Genomic DNA, 19,264 nt, shown 5'->3' on the forward strand with positions numbered 1-19,264 from the left:
CAATACATGACTAAGCGTCAAGCCCTGGGCCGCCACCGCGCCATGCCCGTCCGCACCAACCCGTTGGGGTCCATCTCCAAGGCAGTGTCCTCCAACGCCGGCTCCGTCGGCCGCCAGGCTGCAGTCATTGCCGCCGCGTCCGGCCTCGTGCTGACCCTCGGCGTTCCGGCCCAGGCCACCACGGCAGCCCGCGCCGCCGACAAGGCCCCCGTCACCGACATCCAGCGTGCGTCCGTGGCCACCCCGGCTTCCGTGACCGTGCCGGCCACCAAGAAGGCGGCCGACTCGATCAGGATCGCTGTCGCCCCGATCAAGTCGACCGACGGCTCTGCCCACCGCGCAGCAGTGGCCGAGGCCAAGGCCAAGGACAAGGCCGAGCGTGAAGCCGCTGCAGAGCGTCGCCAGGCTGCCCAGGACGCTGCCGCCGAGCGCGAAGCCGCTCAGGAAGCCGCCTCCAACCGCCAGGAAGCCGCTGCCCCGCAGGCCTCCACCTCGCGTAGCACCTCGAACTCCGCTTCGACCTCCAGCACCCCGCAGCGCTCCTCGAGCTCCGCGTCCACCTCCAGCTCGAACGTCACCACCGCATCCGCCGGTACCGTGACCAAGACGGCCGAGGCAGCCCCCGCAGCAGTCAGCGGCGGCAACTCCAGCATCGCCAGCATGGCCAAGTCCTACCTGGGCACCCCGTACGTCTTCGGCGGCTCCACCCCGGGCGGCTGGGACTGCTCCGGCTTCGTGCAGTACGTCTACGGCAAGGCCGGCGTGAGCCTGCCGCACAACGCCCGCGCACAGCGTGCCTCCGGCAAGTTCGTCCGCACCTCCAACCCGCAGCCGGGCGACCTGGTCTTCCAGAGCAACGACTCGCACGTCGGCATCTACATCGGTGGCGGCAAGATGATCGGCGCGCAGAACCCGAGCGTCGGCACCGTCGTCCGCGACACCACGGGCCCCTACGCGGCCCCGCTGGTCGGCTACTACACGCTGGCCCGCTAAGCAACAACACATCTAGTGGAGTCCTCACCCAGTTGGGTGGGGACTCCCGTGGTTTAAAACGCATTCGTGTCGCCGGTGAACGGCTCCGAACCGGTCGCTGAACCGCCGGGGCACGCGACGTGAACACGAACCCGGGACGCCAAGGACATGGCAACGGGAGCCGCGCCGCACTCCCCAGGGTGGTCCCGCCGGGCTTAGGCTGGTGCCCGATGGCCCTTGCACGGCGCCCGGGTCAGACGGCTTGGCTAGGCGGTCCGGGTGCACTCCACGACGAGGAACGCTGATGCGAACCCTGGTACTGAATGCAGGATACGAACCACTGGCGGTGGTGACCTTCCGCCGCGCACTGCTGCTGGTGCTCACGGGGAAGGCCAGCGTCCTGGCCGAGGTGGGCGAGCCGGTGGCCACGCCACGAATGGTCTTGGGCCGTCCCTCGGTCATCCTGCTCAATCGCTACGTCAAGGTTCCCTACCGTGAAGCGGTCAACGTGACCCGGCGTGGGGTGCTGCGCCGCGATGGACGCCGGTGTGGGTACTGCGGCAAGGCGGCAACCACCGTGGACCACATCATGCCGAGGTCGCGGGGTGGAGCCAACAGCTGGGAGAACCTGGTGGCCTGCTGCCTGGGATGCAACAGCACCAAAGGGGACAAGACGTTGCGTCAACTGGGCTGGACCCTGAGGGTGAGGCCAACGAGCCCGCGGGGTCTACAGTGGTTCATCACCGAGCTGGAACGTCCCGCTCCCGAATGGACGGATTTCCTGGCAGGAAGGGCAGCATGAATTTTGACGCCATCGTCGTCGCCGGTGGACGGGGCAAGCGCCTCGGGGGAACCGACAAGCCGCTCCTGCACCACGGCGGGGCCACGCTTCTGGACCATGCACTCCGTGCCACCGCGGAGGCGCAACGCATTGCCGTGGTGGGCCCCACCGAGTTGAACCCGGTCATCGCCGACTATGCAGCGGAGGCGGATGCCGGCCAGATCATCACGCTGACCCGGGAGTACCCGGCCTTCGCCGGACCGGCGGCGGCCGTGGCTGCCGGCATGCGCGCGCTCGGTGACGGTGCCGCCGACGAAGTGCCCCCGGCGGGGGAACACGCGCCGCTGACGTTGATTCTTGCCGCCGACCTCATTGCCCCCGGACCTGTGGCCGCGGCGATCGTGCAGTACGCCGTCGAACACGCCGGCGACGTCACGGACACCACCCCGCAGACTGCGGTTGGTTCTCCCGGCGCGCCGGGGGAGACGACCATGCCGCTGGCCGAATTCGGCAGGGCCTGGGTACCCGTTGACGAACAGGGCAGACTCCAGCCCCTGAGCTGTGTCATCGAGACCGCTGCGTTGTTGCGCGCCATCGAAGCCGCCGAAAAACCCGGCGAGGGCCTCGCCAACTCCTCGATGATGCGACTGCTTGCTAAGGTGCAGATAGTCAGGGTGTCCCTCGACGGCGTGGACTACGCGGACGTCGACACGTGGGAAGACGCCGACAAGGCCGGCATCGCCCGGCCGTCTGCCCCCGAAGGGGCACCTTAGCCAGCCACAACAGGAGGTACGGATGTCCGAAATACCCGAGCTGGACGCGTGGGTGTCCGAACTCCTGGAGGGCCTGGAGATCGCGGACGCACCCATCGATGTGGACGCCATCCTGGCCATGGCCGGCGTCGCCGCCCACTCGGTCATCCGCCCCGCAGCACCGGTGACGACGTACATCGCCGGATATGCCGCAGGCCTGGCCGCAGGAGCAGAGATGGCCAGCGAAGCGGCTTCGATGGAGGGGGCCAGCCGCCGGGTCAACCAGCTGCTCGACCGCCGCGGCTCCGACCAGTAGTGCACGAAGCCGATTGGCAGGGGGCCCGCCGAATCGCCTATGAGGCGGGCCAGGCCCTCACCGCAGGAAAACGCGTCGGCGAGGACGTCCCGCTGGCCCGCGCCGCAGGACGCGTGCTCGCCCGCGACGTCTCCTCCCTGCACACCATGCCCCATTACGCCTCGTCCGCCATGGACGGCTGGGCCGTCGCCGGCCCGGGACCCTGGCAGCCCGGTGATCCCACCCCTCCGCACTCCACCTCCGGCAAAGTCCCGGCATCCTTGGCTTCGGGAACTGCCCGTGCCATCGTCACCGGGGAGACCGTGCCACCGGGCACGACGGCGATCCTGCGCCAGGAGGACTCGGTGCTGGACCCGGACACAGGGCTCCTGACGGCTTCGCGGACGCCCCTGCCCGGTGCCGACATCCGCCCGGCAGGACGCGAGGCCTCCGCGGGCGAGCAGCTGCTGGCCGCCGGGACCCGGTTGGTTCCCGGCCAGATCGCCGTCGCCGCCGTCGGCGGGCACGATACGCTGCCCGTCACCGCGGGACCCAGGATCCGGCTGGTGCTCACCGGCGATGAGGTCGTCACCTCCGGAATACCCCAGCCGGGCCAGGTCAGGGACACCTTCGGACCCGTCCTGCCCGCCTGCATCGCTGCCCTCGGCGGAGACCTGGTGGATACGGTGCGCATTGGCGATGACCGCCGGGCCACCCTCGATGCACTGGACTCCCCGGCGGCCCGGGCAGTGGACGTGCTGGTCAGCACCGGGGGGACCGGTCATTCGCCCGCCGACCACCTGCGGCCCGCCGCCGAAGAGCTGGGGGCCACGCCGCTGATCGGTTCGGTGGCCATGCGCCCCGGACACCCGGCGATGCTCGCCCGTCTGCCGGATGGACGGCTGCTGGTCGCGTTGCCCGGGAACCCGCTGGCAGCGATCATGTCCATGGTGACCCTGCTGGAACCGCTGTTGGAAGCGGCCAGCGGGCAGCCGCCGTCGTTCCCCTCCACCGCCAGCAGTGGCGAGGAGATCCGCGGGGCCGGACACTCCCACCGCCTGCTGCCGGCCCGCTGGGATGACCGGGCCAGGAAGCAGGTGCTGGTGCCGTCCGAGCACACCGGTTCGGCCATGATGCGCGGACTGGCCACAGCCGACGTGGTGCTGGTGGTCCCGCCCGCGGGAGTTGCCGTCGGTGGTCCGGTCGGCTACCTTCCACTGCCGTGGTACGGTCGGTGAAATGTCCGGGCCCGGCGCTGTTGCCGCGCCCGCGAGGCAGCGGAGTGAAGGAGGCCCACGGGTGGGCAGATTGACCCAACGGCGCCGCATCGTGCGGTACTCGGTGGACGGCGGCCCGCGTGTCCGCGAAGAAACGATGGCCGCCGAGGAACCCCTGGAAATCCGCATGGGTGGACGCGTCTTCAGCGTCACCATGCGCACCCCGGGAGACGACTTCGACCTCGTCGCCGGATTCCTGGTCAGTGAGGGCATCATCGCGGGTGCCGACGACTTGCCCAGCCTGCGTTTCTGCGCCGGCGAGGACGAAGACGGGCGCCAGACCTTCAACGTCGTCGAGGCCCAACTGGGTCCCGGTGCCATCATCCCGGATCCGTCGCTGGACCGGCACGTCTACACGTCCTCCTCCTGTGGGATCTGCGGGACCGCCTCCATCGATGCGGTCTCCAAGACCAGCCGCTTCTCCCTGGACCCGGAGTCCGGGTCCCTTGCCGTGCACACGCTGCTGGGGCTCTCCGACACACTGCGCGAACACCAGGTCCTGTTCGGCAAGACCGGTGGCGTCCATGCGGCCGGGCTGTTCGACACGGATGGCAACCTGCTGTGCCTGCGCGAGGACGTCGGCCGGCACAACGCGGTCGACAAGGTCGTCGGCTGGGCCCTGCGCGAGGGGAAGCTGCCACTCGGCGAGACGATCCTGCAGGTTTCCGGCCGGGCCTCCTTCGAGCTGGTGCAGAAGGCCTACCTGGCCGGGATCCCCGTCCTCAGCGCCGTCTCGGCGCCCTCCTCACTGGCCGTGGACCTGGCCGACCAGGCAGGACTGACCCTTGCGGCCTTCGCCCGCGGCTCCAGCGTCAACATCTACACCCACCCGGACCGGATCGATACCGCTCCGGCACCCACCCAACAGCAGGACGCGCATGAAGCGTCGTCCGGCCCCCGGCAACAGGAAGCAGGACGGACGCAGTGAAGCGCTCGGCACCCGAACAGGACATCAACGAAGACGCACTGGTAGTCGGTGCCCCGAAGACCACGGCAGCCGGCGTCAAGGCGGTCATGGTCGCCCTCGAACGTGGTTATGAGCAGGCAGGTGTCAGCCGGACCGTGCGCTCCATGTTGCGCGTGAACCAGCGCGGCGGCATCGATTGCCCCGGTTGCGCCTGGCCCGAATCGATCACCGGCGCCCGCAAACCTGCCGAATTCTGCGAGAACGGTGCCAAGGCCCTGGCCGAGGAAAACACCACGCGCACCGCCGACGCCGCCTGGTGGGCAGCGCACCCCATCTCCGAACTGGCGGAAAAGACCGAATACTGGCTGGGCAACCAGGGCCGCATCACCGAACCGATGATGATCCACGAGGGGGAGACCCACTACCGGCCGGTCTCCTGGTCGCGGGCGTTCGCCACCATCGGCGAGCACATCAACGCCACCACCCCTGACCGTTGCGTGTTCTACACCTCGGGGCGCACGGCCAACGAGACGGCCTTCATGTACCAGTTGTTCGCCCGCAGTGTCGGGACCAACAACCTGCCGGACTGCTCCAACATGTGCCACGAATCCTCCGGCACGGCGCTCAGCCCGACCATCGGCATCGGCAAGGGAACGGTGTCCCTGGAGGACTTCGAGCACGCCGAACTGATCTTCGTCGTCGGGCAGAACCCGGGGACAAACCACCCGCGGATGCTCTCGGCGCTGGCCGACGCCCGCAAGCGGGGTGCCACCGTTGTGGCAGTGAACCCGCTGCCCGAGGCGGGGCTGCTGAACTTCCGCGACCCGCAGACCGTCGCCGGTGTGGTCGGGGACGGCACCCGGATTGCCGACGAGTTCCTGCAGATCAAGGTGGGCGGTGACCTGGCCCTGTTCCAGGCGTTCGGGCACCTGCTGCTGGAGCAGGAGGCCCGGGAGCCGGGGACCGTCGTGGACCACGACTTCATCGCCGCGCAGACCAATGGGATCGACGCCTACGCCGCGGCCCGGGCCGGGATCGACTGGGACGCCACCGAGGAGGCCACCGGGCTGACCCGCGACGAGATCACCTCGATCGCCGGGATGCTGGCCAAGTCCAAGGGCACGATCATCTGCTGGGCGCTGGGACTGACCCAACAGCCCCACTCGGTGGACACGCTCAAGGAACTCATCAACGTCCTGCTGCTGCAAGGCAACTTCGGCAAGCCCGGCGCCGGGGCCTGCCCGGTCCGCGGCCACTCCAACGTCCAAGGTGACCGGACCATGGGCGTCTGGGAGAAGCCGAAGGAGGACTGGCTGGCAGCCCTGGACGCCGAGTTCTCCATCAGCAGCCCGCGCGAGCACGGCTACGACTCGACCGACACCGTCGAGGCCTTTGAGAAGGACGACGTTGATGTCTTCGTCTCGATGGGCGGGAATTTCTCGCTGGCCTGCTCCGATACCGAGGCATTGGAAGCCGGGATGCGCCGTGCCGGGCTCACCGTGCACATCTCGACCAAACCCAACCGCTCCCATGTGGTGCACGGGCGGACCTCGCTGATCCTTCCCACCCTGGGGCGCACCGACCGGGACGACAAGCACCCCGGCGGCCCGCAGTTCCTCACGGTCGAGGACTCGATGTCGGTCGTGCACACCACGCAGGGCCGGCTGGCCCCGATGTCCCCCCATATGCTCGCCGAACCGGTGATCGTCGCCCGCATGGCCGCGGCGACCTTTGGCGAGGGCCACGCAGTTGGCTGGCGGGCCATGGCCGAGGACTACGACGTCATCCGCGACCACATTGCCGCCGTCTGCCCCGGCTTCGAGGACTTCAACCGCAGGGTGCGCACCCGCAACGGCTTCGTGCTGCCCAACCCGCCGCGGGACACCCGGACCTTCGCCACCGACATCGGCAAGGCCCGGTTCACGGTCAGTCCGCTCGAGTACCTGAAGGCGCCCGCCGGACACCTGATCCTGCAGACCATGCGCAGCCACGACCAGTACAACACCACGTTCTACGGGCTGGACGACCGGTACCGGGGGATCTCCAACGGCCGCCGGGTCATCCTGGTCCACCCCGAGGACCTGACCGAGCTGGGCTATGCAGACCGCGACCTGGTGGATGTCATCTCCACCTTCGGGGGATCCGAACGCCGGGCCAACCGCTTCCGGCTGGTGTCCTACCCGACGGCGCGCGGCTGCGCCGCCGCCTACTTCCCGGAGGCCAACGCCCTGGTGCACCGCGGGCTGGTCGCCCGTGAATCGAACACCCCGGGCTACAAGGCGATGACGGTCAGCTTCGTGCCGCACACCGGGGAACCCAACAGGGTCTTCGACGAGCGCGAACGCCCCGCCAGCGCGGTACCTGCCCGGTAGCCGGGCGGCGCGTCCGCGCGGGTAGCATGGTCCCCGGCCCCTTCCCGGGTCGGATCGGACCAAACGAAGGAACGCCGCCGTGAGCATGGACCAAGCCGCCTGGAGCTCCCTGTGGAGGATGTCGTCTGGCCATTCCGGCCGGCAGTTCGCCCCCGGCACCGTCCGCCGCGTCATCGGGTTCGCCCGTGGCTACGGTGGGCGCCTGGCCGTCTTCGTGATCCTCTCGGTCATCGCCGCCGTGCTGGCCGTGGCGACCCCGGTGCTGGCCGGTCGGGTCGTGGACGCGATCGTCGCCGACGGCCCGCTGTCCTTGATTGCGGATCTGGCCCTGCTCATTGCCGCGGTCGCCGTGGTGGAGGCCGGGGTTTCGCTGTGGAACCGTTGGCTGTCCTCGAGCCTGGGCGAACAGGTGATCTACGACCTGCGCACCGCGGTGTTCGAGCACGTCCAGAAGATGCCGATCGCCTTTTTCACCCGCACCCGCACGGGTGCGCTGGTCAGCCGGCTGAACAACGACGTCATTGGTGCACAGCAGGCGTTTGCCGGCACGCTCTCCGGGGTCGTGAGCAACATCGTGGCCCTGGTGCTCACCGCTGCAGTCATGTTCAGCACCTCCTGGCAGTTGACCCTGCTCGCGGTGGTGATGCTCCCCATCTTCCTGATCCCCGCACGGCGCATGGGCTCCACGCTGGCCCGGCTGCGCCGCGAAGCCGCGGAATACAACGCCGAGATGGGTTCGCAGATGACCGAGCGGTTCTCCGCCCCCGGCGCCACCCTGGTCAAGCTCTTTGGCCGCCCCGAGGCCGAGGTCGATGCCTTCGCCGCCCGCGCTGCACGGGTGCGTGATGTGGGGGTCAAGACCGCGGTCCGCCAATTCACCTTCGTCACCGCCCTGACCCTGGTTGCCGCGCTGGCTCTCGCCCTGGTCTATGGACTGGGCGGCTCCTTCGCGCTCACCGGCCGGCTCGAGGCCGGCGATGTCGTCACCCTCGCGCTGCTGCTGACCCGCCTCTATGCTCCGTTGACCGCCCTGGCCAATGCCCGCGTCGAGGTGATGAGCGCCCTGGTGTCCTTCGACCGCGTGTTCGAGATCCTCGATCTCGAACCGCTGCTCGCCGAGAAGCCGGGCGCCCGCGAGGTGCCCGCCGGCCCGGTCTCCGTCCGCTTCCGCGACGTACGATTCGGGTACCCCAGCGCCGACAAGGTCTCGCTCGCCTCCCTGGAGGAGGTCACCGTGTTGGACACCCGCGGCGGCGAGGAAGTGCTGCACGGCATCGACTTCGAGGTCCCCGCCGGGCAGACCTACGCCCTGGTGGGCTCCTCCGGAGCGGGCAAGTCGACCATCGCCCAGCTACTGGCCCGACTCTACGACGTGGACGCCGGAGCCGTGGAACTAGCTGGCCTTGACGTCCGCGATGCCACGTTCGCCTCACTGCGCGAGACGGTGGGCATGGTCACCCAGGACGGGCACCTCTTCCACGAGACCATTGCCGCCAACTTGCGGCTGGCGGCGCCGGAAGCACCGGACGACGCGCTATGGAATGCCCTGCGCCGGGCCCGGCTCGAGGACTTGATCCGGTCATTGCCGGACGGGCTGGAAACGATGGTGGGGGAGCGCGGCTATCGGCTCTCCGGTGGGGAGCGCCAACGGCTGACCATTGCCCGGCTGCTGCTGGCCGCCCCGCGCGTTGTCCTGTTGGACGAGGCCACCGCCGCGCTGGATTCCACGAGCGAGGCGGCCGTGCAGGCAGCCCTCGTGGAGGCCCTGTCAGGACGCACCGCGGTGGTGATTGCCCACCGGCTCTCCACCATCCGCACCGCCGACGCGATCCTGGTCATCGAGGCCGGGCAGGTCATCGAACGCGGCACGCACACCGAACTGCTGGCTCGCGACGGTCGCTATGCGGAGCTCTACCGCACACAGTTCGCTGCAGCGGGGACGCAGGACGACGGTACTGCACCGTAACTTCAGCCACCCGTCCCCGGAGGGCGGGGAAACGCGCGCGGTGCGCTCATTGAACACTGTGACCCAAACGATATGTAGAATCAAAGACCATGCGCTCACTTGAGACGCAGTGGGGTGCGGCGCGTCGTTGGGGGTGCGCTGACGGACCTCGACTTTCGTGGCCACAAACGATCTGGAGCATACATGCAGCGCGGCACCAACCTTGGGCGGCTAGGCGACTTCAACCAGGCAGTGATCTTCGCATCGATCAGGCGCGCCCTCGACGGCGTCAGCCGTGTCGAATTGGCAGAATCCACCGGCCTGTCACCCCAAACAATTTCCAACGTCGTCCGCCGGCTGCTGGACGAGGGACTGGTCCGTGAGGACCGCACCATTGTCTCCGGCCCCGGAAAGCCGCGCACCGTGCTGGAACTCGAAGCCAACCGCCAGCTCGCCATCGGCATCCACTTGGACCCGGCCCTCATCACCCTGGTGATGCTCGATCTGCGCGGGGAAGTCATCGCCTCGAAGCGGTTCTCCGCCCCCTCCGTCGAGGACCCGGAAGGGACCGTGGAGCGGATGGCCGAGGCCGTCGAGGAACTCATCGGCACCTCCGGGCAGCTGCGCTCGAATATCGTGGGTGTGGGAGTGGTCGTCCCCGGACCCATGGATGCCGACAGCGGCCATGTCACCGGTCCGCCGTTGCTCGATGGCTGGTCCAAGGTGGAGATCGTCAAGCCCCTGGCCAGCAAGCTGAACCTGAAGGTCATCCTCGAAAAGGACACCATTGCGGCCACCATCGCGGAGGTCTGGCACGGGACGGACCAGGAGGACGAGCAGAACTTCGTGTTCGTCTACGTCGGTGCCGGCATCGGCGTGGGGATGGTCGTCAACGGCGAGATCGTCCGCGGCGTGAGCAACAACGCCGGGGAAATCGGCCACTTCTCGGTGGGGGAGGAGACCACGCTGTGCGCCTGCGGGCGCCGTGACTGCCTCGCCGGCGCCACCTCGTTCGAGAACATCGCCCGCAAGGCCACCGAAGCCGGACTGGACCTGGGTATCGCCGAGAACGCGGGCGTAGCCGATCGGGCCGCGGGGATGGGGCGTTTGGTGCAGTTGGCCGACGGCGGAAACGACGTCGCCATCGAACTCTTGCGTGACTTTGGCGCGCGCGTCGCCGACATGGTTGGGCAGCTGGTCAATGTGCTGGACATCGACAGGGTCATCTATGGCGGACCGTACTGGGAAATGATCCGGGAGCATGTGCTGGATAAGGCTACCGAGGTGGTCAACGAACGTTTCAGCGCCAAGGACGTGCATGGGGTGCTGGTGGCCAACTCCAACCTCGGCCCGGAAGTTGCTGCCATCGGCGGCGGCTGCGCCGTGCTGGACGCAAGCCTGTCGCCCAAGCCGAGCGTCCTGCTGCTGGGCTGAGCCGCATGGTGACATGACTCGACATGTCATGGTGGATTGACAATCTATTTCCAATGGAATTAGATATGAAAGTTAGTGCTTCGGTCACCAAACTGCCCATCGACACGGCAATGCGAGTCTCAACGGCTTCCGTGCGTGGTGGGGGAACGGCAGGTTGGCGACCACGGGGAAAAGCGCTGGCACCGGTGCCGACAGGCGTCGTGGTGATGCATCAAGGGAGCCATCATCAGGACGCCGGTCGGCACCACTCCTTTAAAGCAGAAACCAGCCCCCTTGATCCGCGATGTCCTGGCGGTGCGGATCAAGGAGACTGGTCTCGAAAAGTGCCCCTGACCGGAATCGAACCGATGGCCTACCCTTTAGGAGAGGGTCGCTCTATCCGACTGAGCTACAGGGGCCGAGCTCCCGGATGCTGGACCCGGGCGAACAGCAACCATCCTAGCGTCAGATGCAGGCCGCGCCGAAAACAGCGGGCGCGTCAAGACAGGCCCGCGTCGCTCCATTTCTGCCGGAACGTGCGCACGAAAGCCGTGATGACCACCGCCAGGACCGTGGCGACCGTCGCGAAGAGCAGAACCCAGCTGGTCACCGTCAACGCCGAGGCCCGGGCCACCGCAGCAGCATCCACCGGTCCGGAGAGCAACCCGTCGATCAGCGGGTTCTCCCAGAGATCCACGATCGCGAATGCCAGCGGGATCACCCACAGGGCCCACCGGAGCCCGCGCCGGGGCACATGCAGGGCGATCGTCAGCATCGTCATCAGGGACAAGAACAGCGGGAACAAGGTCCCGGCCGTCTTATGGACGTACGACAACTGGCCGCGGGCATCGGCATCCAGATGGGCCCGCAACTGCTCGATGTAGGGCACATCGTATCCCCCGATCAACTGGTCCGGCATGGCCAGGCCGCCGGAGAGGTCCTGCATCTGCTGCAGCACCACCAGGTGGTAGTACCAGAACAACAGCACGACCGCGCCAAAACCGGCCCACAAGATCAGGTTCCCATTGCCCTGGGCCTGCTCGGGCGTACGCCCCGTGGTGGTGTTGGCCAGGGCGCTGCCCGGCCGAGGTGCCGGTCCGGACGGCTGCCGGCGGGCCGTGCCACCCGCCGGGGGTGCCGGCGTCGTAGCGGTCCCTGCGCTGGTGGTGCTCGGGCGGTTGCGGGGCTTCTTGCGGCGCTGTGCAGGCTTCTTGGACATGCTGCCCATTATGCCGTCGGGCGAGCCGGCTACCGAAAACGCCGGTGGCACGACGACCGTAGACTGGTGGCACCATGGATTTTCTCTTCGATGACTTTTCCGAGGCGCGTTCGCGCCTGACCGAGGACGACGCCGGTGCCACCGCAGTGCCCGGGGCCGCCGACTTGCTCGAGGGCCTGAACCCCGAGCAGGAGCGCGCCGTTAAGCATGCCGGCAGCCCGCTGCTGATCGTTGCCGGCGCCGGATCGGGCAAGACCCGCGTGCTCTCGCACCGCATCGCCTACCTGCTGGCCACCGGGCGCGCACGCCCCCACGAGATCCTGGCCATCACCTTCACCAACAAGGCGGCCGCAGAGATGCGTGAGCGCATCGAGGAACTGGTGGGGGATCCGGCGCGCAAGATGTGGATCTCCACTTTCCACTCCTCCTGCGTGAAGATCCTGCGCCGAGAAGCGACCCATGTGGGCCTGAAGTCCAACTTCTCGATCTACGATTCCGCCGACTCGCTCCGGCTGATCACGCTGGTGGCCAAGGGACTGGACCTGGATCCGAAGAAGTTCGCCCCCAAGGCGATGCAGCATCGGATCTCTTCCTTGAAGAACGAACTCGTCGATGACGAGGACTACTCGTCGACAGCGAACATGAACGACCCGTTCGCGGCTGCGGTGGCCGAGGTCTACCGCGGCTACACCCAGCGCCTGCGCCAGGCCAACGCCATGGATTTCGATGACCTCATCGGCCAGGTCGTGAACATCTTCCGGGCCTTCCCCGCGATCGCCGACAACTACCGGCGCAGGTTCCGCCATGTACTGGTCGACGAGTACCAGGACACCAACCACGCCCAATACTCCCTGGTGCGCGAGCTCACCGGACCCGATGGGCAGACCCCCGGCGGGGAACTGACGGTGGTGGGCGACTCTGACCAGTCGATCTACGCCTTCCGCGGCGCCGACATCCGCAACATCGTCGAGTTCGGCAAGGACTACCCCGACGCGAACACCATCAAACTCGAGCAGAACTACCGCTCCACCCAGACCATCCTCAACGCCGCCAACGCGGTGATCGCCCGCAATGAGGACCGCCCCGAAAAGCGGCTGTGGACCGCCGAAGGCGACGGCGAGCAGATCATCGGCTACGTCGGGGAGTCCGAGCAGGACGAGGCACGGTGGATCGCCGATGAGATCCTGCGTCTGAACGACGAAGAGGGCATCCGCCCCGGCGACGTGGCCGTCTTCTACCGCACCAACGCCCAGTCGCGTTCCCTCGAGGAGCAGCTGATGCGGGTTGACCTGAAGTACAAGGTCGTCGGCGGTACCCGGTTCTACGACCGCAAGGAGATCAAGGATGCGCTGGCCTACCTGCGTGTGCTGGTCAACGAGGAGGACGACGTCAACGTCCGCAGGATCCTGAACGAACCCAAGCGCGGGATCGGGGACCGGGCCGAGTACGCCATCGCCGCCCTGGGCCAGAAGGAGCGCATCGCCTTCACGGCTGCCTTGCGCCGGGCGGACGAGGCGCCGGGGCTGGCCACGCGCAGCGCCAAGGCCATCGCCGGGTTCGTGAAGATCATCGACGACCTGGCCGTCGTCGCCCAGGGCTCCGGGGCCGCTGCTGCGTTGGAGGCCGTGCTGGAGCAGACCGGTTACCTGGAGATGCTGCGCAAGTCCGAGGACCCGCAGGACGAGTCGCGGGTGGAGAACCTGGCCGAACTGGTGGCCGTGGTGCGCGACTACGAGCGGGACAATCCCGAGGGGACCCTGGGTGATTTCCTCGAACAGGTCTCGCTGGTGGCCGACGCCGATTCGATCCCGGCAGCACCCACCGACGAAGAGGGCGCCCAGATGGCCGAGCAGGAGGGCGTCGTCACGCTGATGACGCTCCACACCGCCAAGGGGCTGGAATTCCCGGTCGTCTTCCTCACCGGCATGGAACACGGCATCTTCCCGCACCAGCGCTCCCTGGCCGACCCCAAGGAGCTCGCGGAGGAACGCCGCCTGGCCTACGTGGGCTTGACCCGTGCACGACGCCGGCTCTACGTCAGCCGCGCGGAGTACCGGAGCCTCTGGGGCCAATCACAGTACAACCCCGCCAGCCAGTTCCTGGAGGAGATCCCGGCGCATCTGCTGGAGTGGAAACGAGAGGGCGCGACCCGCTCGGCGCCCGGGGCCTTTGGGTCGCGGGACTTCGCCACCAGCCGGTACGACAGCGGCTCGTATTGGGGCTCCGGGTCCGGTGGTGGCCGCCGTTCCGGCGACGCCGAATCCAGCTCATTGCGCACCGCACCGACGGCCCGCGCTGTCGGACGCGTCCAGCCGCAGAAGGAAGTCATTGCACTGTCGGTCGGCGACAAGGTCTCGCACACCAGCTTCGGCGAAGGCGTGGTCCTGGCCCTCGAGGGCTCTGCGGACAAGACCGTGGCCAAGGTCAAGTTCGCCGCCGAGGAAAAACGCCTGCTGCTGCGTTACGCGCCGCTGAGCAAAATCGACTAAGTCGCTCCGGCGCTCACCGGCGTTGGGCCAGGACGAACCCCTGGGGGTGTTGCTCGCGTCCCGACGGTGGGCGTTGCCGTGCTTCCCGGACCGAGAACCCCTGCCCCGCCAGCAGCCGGCTGATGTCCTCGACGTCGTGCAGGTGGGCCACCAGTTCCACGTCGTGCCCGTAGGCCGACTGGATGGTCCGTGCTCCGCGTCCGGCATGGAACCCGAGCAGTACCCGGCCTCCGGGGCTCACGACGCGGTGGAATTCCGCGATCACCCCCGGCAGGTCTTCCGCCGCGGTATGGATGATTGAGTACCAGGCCAGCGCCGCGTCGAAGGATCCGTCGGGGAACGGCAGCGCCGCCAGGTCCGCCACCGTGAATCGAGTCGTTGGAAGGTTGGTGCGGGCCACGGCGATCATCCCGGGGGAGAGGTCCACGCCCTCCACCGCCCGCTGTCCGGGCGATTCAAGGTGCCCGATCATCCGGCCGGTACCGCAACCGGCGTCGAGGATCCGTGCGCCCACCGGCGTCGCGCGGGCCAGGTCCCGGATCAACTCCCGGTCCGCGGGTGCCTCCGCCGAGGCATCGGGCAGCAGCCGGGCATAGTCGGCAGCCACGACGTCATAGGTCCTACGGGTACTCTCCACGGCGGCGGACTCCAGCATGGAAGCCAAGCTACCCCAGCGGCACCGCGACGGCCGCGAACGGCCGCGACGGGCCGCCTGCGGGCACGAAAACCCCGGGATGACGGTCCAGGATGTCTACTTGTCGTAGAACTGTGCTCTTTGTCACGAAAGCGATACCCTAGGCAGGGCATCCGCCACCCAGGGACTAAAGTTCCATTTGGAGCCACCGGGCCTTCACGTGCCGTGCTCCGAGTCAGAAACGACTTCGACGTAGAAGGACACACCCGTGGACCTGTATGAATACCAGGCGCGCGATTTGTTCGAGCAGCACGGTGTCCCCGTGCTTGCCGGCATCGTTGCGTACACCCCTGAAGAAGCCAAGGCTGCCGCCGAGAAGATCGGCGGAGTTGTCGTGGTCAAAGCCCAGGTCAAGGTCGGAGGCCGCGGTAAGGCCGGCGGCGTCAAGGTCGCCAAGACCGCCGACGAGGCGTTCGAATACGCTTCCAACATCCTCGGGATGGACATCAAGGGCCACACCGTCAACAAGGTGATGATTGCCCAGGGCGCCGACATCGCCGAGGAGTTCTACTTCTCCGTGTTGCTGGACCGCTCCAACCGCAACTACCTGGCCATGTGCTCCGTTGAGGGCGGCATGGAAATCGAGGAACTCGCTGTCGAGCGCCCCGAGGCCCTGGCCAAGGTCGCCGTCGATCCCGCAGTGGGCATCGACCAGGCCAAGGCCGACGAGATCGTCGCCGAGGCAGGCTTCGCCGCCGAGCTGCGCGCCGACGTGGCAGCAGCGATCATCAAGCTCTGGGACGTCTTCGTGAAGGAAGACGCCACCCTGGTCGAGGTCAACCCGCTGGTGCGCACCGGCGCCGGTGAGATCGTGGCCCTGGACGGCAAGGTCTCGCTCGACGAGAACGCCTCCGAGGTCCGCCACCCCGAGCACGAGGCGCTCGAGGACAAGGGCGCAGCCGATCCGCTCGAGGCCAAGGCCAAGGAAGCCGGACTGAACTACGTCAAGCTCGACGGCGAGGTCGGCATCATCGGCAACGGCGCAGGACTGGTCATGTCCACGCTGGACGTCGTCGCCTACGCCGGCGAGAACCACGGCAACGTCAAGCCCGCCAACTTCCTGGACATCGGAGGTGGCGCCTCGGCCGAGGTCATGGCCGCTGGCCTGGATGTCATCCTCAACGATGAGCAGGTCAAGTCGGTGTTCGTGAACGTCTTCGGCGGCATCACCGCGTGCGACGCCGTCGCCAACGGCATCGTGAAGGCCCTGGAAATGCTCGGCGAGAAGGCCACCAAGCCGCTCGTCGTCCGCCTCGACGGCAACAACGTCGAAGAAGGACGCAAGATCCTGGCCGACGCCAACCACCCGCTTGTGACGCTGTCCACCACCATGGATGAAGGCGCCGACAAGGCCGCCGAACTGGCGAACGCCTAAGGACCAGGGGAAAGAAAACATGTCTATCTTCATCAACAAGGACTCCAAGGTCATCGTCCAGGGCATCACCGGCGGCGAGGGCTCCAAGCACACCGCCCGCATGCTCGCAGCCGGCACCCAGGTTGTCGGTGGCGTCAACGCCCGCAAGGCCGGCACCACCGTCACCCACGGTGACGTGACCCTGCCCGTCTTCGGAGCGGTCTCCGAGGCCATCTCCGAAACCGGTGCTGACGTCTCCATCGTCTTCGTGCCGCCGAAGTTCACCAAGGACGCCGTCGTGGAGGCCATCGAGGCCGGCATCGGCCTCGTCGTGGTCATCACGGAAGGCGTGCCCGTGCAGGACGCCGCCGAGTTCTGGGCACTCGCCCAGTCCAAGGTCGACGCCAACGGCAACCAGGTCACCCGCATCATCGGCCCGAACTGCCCCGGCATCATCACCCCCGGTGAGTCGCTGGTCGGCATCACCCCGGCCAACATCACCGGCAAGGGCGGTGTCGGCCTGGTCTCCAAGTCCGGCACGCTGACCTACCAGATGATGTTCGAGCTGCGCGACCTGGGCTTCTCCACGGCCATCGGCATCGGCGGCGACCCGGTCATCGGCACCACCCACATCGACGCCCTGGCTGCGTTCGAGGCGGACCCGGACACCAAGGCGATCGTCATGATCGGCGAAATCGGCGGCGACGCCGAGGAACGTGCTGCCGAGTACATCAAGGCCCACGTCACCAAGCCGGTCGTCGGCTACGTCGCGGGCTTCACCGCACCCGAGGGCAAGACGATGGGCCACGCAGGCGCCATTGTCTCCGGCTCCTCCGGCACGGCACAGGCCAAGAAGGAAGCCCTCGAGGCCGCCGGCGTCAAGGTCGGCAAGACCCCGTCGGAGACCGCGCACCTGCTGCGCGAGGTCTACCCGGACCACGCAGAGGCCTCCAGCCTCTAAACCGCTTCGCCGGCCACCTGCCGGCATGGCGAACGACGACGGCGCCCCTCTTCTCCGAGAAGAGGGGCGCCGTCGTCGTGGGTGGGGTGCACGAACTGCCGGATATCGTTCTACGCTGGAGGTGTAGTCCGGTATCCCGGACCCGCCCAGCCCAGTTCCCAGGAGCAGCCCCATGCGCGCCACGATGATCCACGCACCCTATGACATCCGCGTCGAGGACCGCCCCGCGCCGGCAATCCAGCACCCCGGCGACGCCGTCGTCACGGTGGCCGCGGCCTGCGTGTGCGGTTCGGATCTCTGGCCCTACCGGGGAGTGCGTGAGACCAGCGAACCCCACCCCATTGGCCACGAGTTCGTCGGCACGGTGAGCGCAGTCGGCAGAGAGGTCACCACGCTGTCCGTGGGGGACTTCGTCATCGCCCCCTGGGCCAACAGCTGTGGCACGTGCCCGGACTGCCGCAACGGTGTCCAGGTAGCCTGCCGGCACCGGGCCGTCTGGGGCGGACAGGACGAAAACGGACTCGACGTCGAAGGCGGCCAGGGTGAAGCGGTCCGCGTTCCCAACGCCGACGGCACCCTCGTCGTCGTACCCGGACTGGCCGACCCGGACGAAAAGCTGCTGAAGAGCCTGCTCTCCCTCTCCGATGTCATGGGGACCGGGCACCACGCTGCCTTGGGCGCCCAGGTCGGGCCCGGACGCAGCGTCGTGGTGGTGGGGGACGGGGCCGTGGGCCTGAGCGGGGTGCTGGCCGCCCAGCGGTTGGGCGCCTCCCGGATCATCGCCATGTCCCGGCATGAGGACCGGGCAGCGATCGCCCGGGCCTTCGGCGCCACGGACATCGTGGCCGAACGCGGCCAGAAGGCGGCCGCGCGGGTCTCCGAACTGCTCGGCGGCGTGCTGGCCGACTCAGTTCTCGAATGCGTGGGAACCGCCGAATCGATGGACCAGGCCCTGCAGTGCACCCGTGCCGGCGGCGCACTCGGGTTCGTTGGCGTCCCGGCCGGGGGAGCCGAACTGCCGATCGGGATGTTGTTCTCGAAGAACATCACGGTCGCTGGTGGGGCTGCCTCGACTCGCGAATACATCCCGGAACTGCTCGCCGATGTGCTGGCCGGAACCATCGACCCCGGGCTGGTGTTCGACGCGGTCATGCCGCTGGAAGACGCAGCGGAAGCCTACCGGGCCATGGATGAGCGCCGGGCCACCAAGGTGATGCTGCTGCCGCGGGGCGAATAAGGCTGGTGTCCTTCCCCGCGGCCGGTTACAGGGTGGACGCGCCAGCGGGCCGGACGGGAAAGAACGACCGCCCCACACGGTCATACCCGCCGGGGACCAGGAGCATGCCCAGCGCTGCGTTGAACTGCACGGCGGAACGACCGGCTCCGGGCCAGGACCGGGCCGGGTGGCCGGCCACCGACACATCCAATGCCCCGCTGAGGGTCTCGAAGTCCTCGGGAATGAGGATATGCCCCTGGTCCGCCGTATCCACGCGGATGGTCCCGTGGCCCAGGACGACGGAGGCGTCCACCCAGTCCCCGCTGAAGCGGGGGAACCCGTGAGGTGGGTGTGGTGTAGCGGAGGGGTGCTGTAGCAGTGCCTGCATGGCCGTGCCTTTCGGATCGTCCTTGCCCCTGGCGACTACCGGGGGCCGCTTCGTCATCCGAACCACCCGCCGAACAATCCATGGGCGACGCGTGTATCGCCCGCAGTGGGGTTGGTGCATGGCCAGTCGGAGCTTGGCGCCATGTCTCGTGAAGCTGGTTTCAGCCTAGCCGGGTCCGCCGACAGTTTGAAGGCGGGATCCGGCGTCGTTCATGTGACGCCATGCGGCG

General features: G+C 68.0%; 16 protein-coding genes, 1 tRNA gene and 1 riboswitch. Of the genes, 13 read left to right on the top strand and 4 right to left on the bottom strand.

The annotated features are described in order from the left end of the window. Positions 1-6 precede the first annotated feature (6 nt). From ABD088_RS09685 to ABD088_RS09725, 9 genes are all read left to right on the top strand, one after another. Positions 7-993 (top strand): C40 family peptidase, encoded by a 987-nt coding sequence (locus ABD088_RS09685; protein ID WP_343901725.1) that lies wholly within the window; start codon positions 7-9, stop codon positions 991-993. Positions 994-1,276: 283 nt separating this feature from the next. After that, a complete protein-coding gene (locus ABD088_RS09690) occupies positions 1,277-1,774 on the top strand; it encodes an HNH endonuclease (protein WP_343901726.1) in 498 nt (165 codons plus the stop codon). Beyond that, positions 1,771-2,526: a molybdenum cofactor guanylyltransferase gene (gene mobA / locus ABD088_RS09695; protein ID WP_343901727.1), complete on the top strand. Its 756-nt coding sequence runs from the start codon at positions 1,771-1,773 to the stop codon at positions 2,524-2,526. The genes ABD088_RS09690 and mobA overlap by 4 nt, the downstream gene beginning before the upstream one ends. Before the next feature lie 22 nt (positions 2,527-2,548). Beyond that, positions 2,549-2,821 (top strand): DUF6457 domain-containing protein, encoded by a 273-nt coding sequence (locus ABD088_RS09700; RefSeq protein WP_343901728.1) that lies wholly within the window; start codon positions 2,549-2,551, stop codon positions 2,819-2,821. Continuing rightward, entirely contained in the window at positions 2,821-4,038 is a 1,218-nt protein-coding gene (locus tag ABD088_RS09705; RefSeq protein WP_343901729.1) for a molybdopterin molybdotransferase MoeA, read from the top strand. Before ABD088_RS09700 ends, ABD088_RS09705 begins: the two co-directional genes overlap by 1 nt. 61 nt (positions 4,039-4,099) lie before the next feature. Beyond that, complete coding sequence (fdhD, locus tag ABD088_RS09710) at positions 4,100-5,005, top strand: formate dehydrogenase accessory sulfurtransferase FdhD (RefSeq protein ID WP_343901730.1); 906 nt, start codon at positions 4,100-4,102, stop codon at positions 5,003-5,005. Continuing rightward, positions 5,002-7,356: an FdhF/YdeP family oxidoreductase gene (locus ABD088_RS09715; protein ID WP_343901731.1), complete on the top strand. Its 2,355-nt coding sequence runs from the start codon at positions 5,002-5,004 to the stop codon at positions 7,354-7,356. Before fdhD ends, ABD088_RS09715 begins: the two co-directional genes overlap by 4 nt. 79 nt (positions 7,357-7,435) lie before the next feature. Further along, positions 7,436-9,322 carry an ABC transporter ATP-binding protein gene (locus ABD088_RS09720; protein ID WP_343901732.1) on the top strand — a complete coding sequence of 629 codons (1,887 nt, stop codon included), beginning with the start codon at positions 7,436-7,438 and terminating at the stop codon, positions 9,320-9,322. Positions 9,323-9,505: 183 nt separating this feature from the next. Further along, positions 9,506-10,735: an ROK family protein gene (locus ABD088_RS09725; protein ID WP_343901733.1), complete on the top strand. Its 1,230-nt coding sequence runs from the start codon at positions 9,506-9,508 to the stop codon at positions 10,733-10,735. Positions 10,736-11,059: 324 nt separating this feature from the next. Here ABD088_RS09725 and ABD088_RS09730 read toward each other — a convergent pair. After that, a tRNA-Arg gene (locus tag ABD088_RS09730) sits at positions 11,060-11,133 on the bottom strand. A gap of 80 nt (positions 11,134-11,213) precedes the next feature. Continuing rightward, positions 11,214-11,933, bottom strand: a complete 720-nt coding sequence (locus tag ABD088_RS09735) for a hypothetical protein (protein WP_343901734.1) — start codon at positions 11,931-11,933, stop codon at positions 11,214-11,216. Positions 11,934-12,007: 74 nt separating this feature from the next. Here ABD088_RS09735 and pcrA point away from each other — a divergent pair, with 74 nt between their 5' ends. Next, entirely contained in the window at positions 12,008-14,422 is a 2,415-nt protein-coding gene (gene pcrA / locus ABD088_RS09740; protein WP_343901735.1) for a DNA helicase PcrA, read from the top strand. 13 nt (positions 14,423-14,435) lie between these two features. Here pcrA and ABD088_RS09745 read toward each other — a convergent pair whose 3' ends face one another. Further along, positions 14,436-15,077: a class I SAM-dependent methyltransferase gene (locus ABD088_RS09745; RefSeq protein ID WP_343901736.1), complete on the bottom strand. Its 642-nt coding sequence runs from the start codon at positions 15,075-15,077 to the stop codon at positions 14,436-14,438. A gap of 247 nt (positions 15,078-15,324) precedes the next feature. On the opposite strand from ABD088_RS09745, the gene sucC reads away from it, so the two are divergent. From sucC to ABD088_RS09760, 3 genes are all read left to right on the top strand, one after another. Beyond that, on the top strand, positions 15,325-16,491 hold the full coding sequence (gene sucC / locus ABD088_RS09750) for an ADP-forming succinate--CoA ligase subunit beta (RefSeq protein ID WP_343901737.1): 1,167 nt from the start codon (positions 15,325-15,327) through the stop codon (positions 16,489-16,491). Positions 16,492-16,510: 19 nt separating this feature from the next. Next, entirely contained in the window at positions 16,511-17,431 is a 921-nt protein-coding gene (gene sucD, locus ABD088_RS09755) for a succinate--CoA ligase subunit alpha (RefSeq protein WP_343901738.1), read from the top strand. A 172-nt stretch (positions 17,432-17,603) separates the two neighbouring features. Further along, positions 17,604-18,668, top strand: coding sequence for a zinc-binding dehydrogenase (locus tag ABD088_RS09760; RefSeq protein WP_343901739.1), 1,065 nt, complete (start codon positions 17,604-17,606; stop codon positions 18,666-18,668). A 25-nt stretch (positions 18,669-18,693) separates the two neighbouring features. Here the strand turns inward: ABD088_RS09760 and ABD088_RS09765 are convergent, their stop codons facing one another. Continuing rightward, positions 18,694-19,035 (bottom strand): hypothetical protein, encoded by a 342-nt coding sequence (locus ABD088_RS09765; RefSeq protein ID WP_343901740.1) that lies wholly within the window; start codon positions 19,033-19,035, stop codon positions 18,694-18,696. Positions 19,036-19,048: 13 nt separating this feature from the next. Next, positions 19,049-19,189: riboswitch (SAM riboswitch) on the bottom strand. Between the last annotated feature and the right edge of the window lie 75 nt (positions 19,190-19,264).

Source organism: Arthrobacter rhombi (assembly GCF_039526245.1).
GTDB classification, from domain to species: Bacteria; Actinomycetota; Actinomycetes; order Actinomycetales; family Micrococcaceae; genus Arthrobacter_H; species Arthrobacter_H rhombi.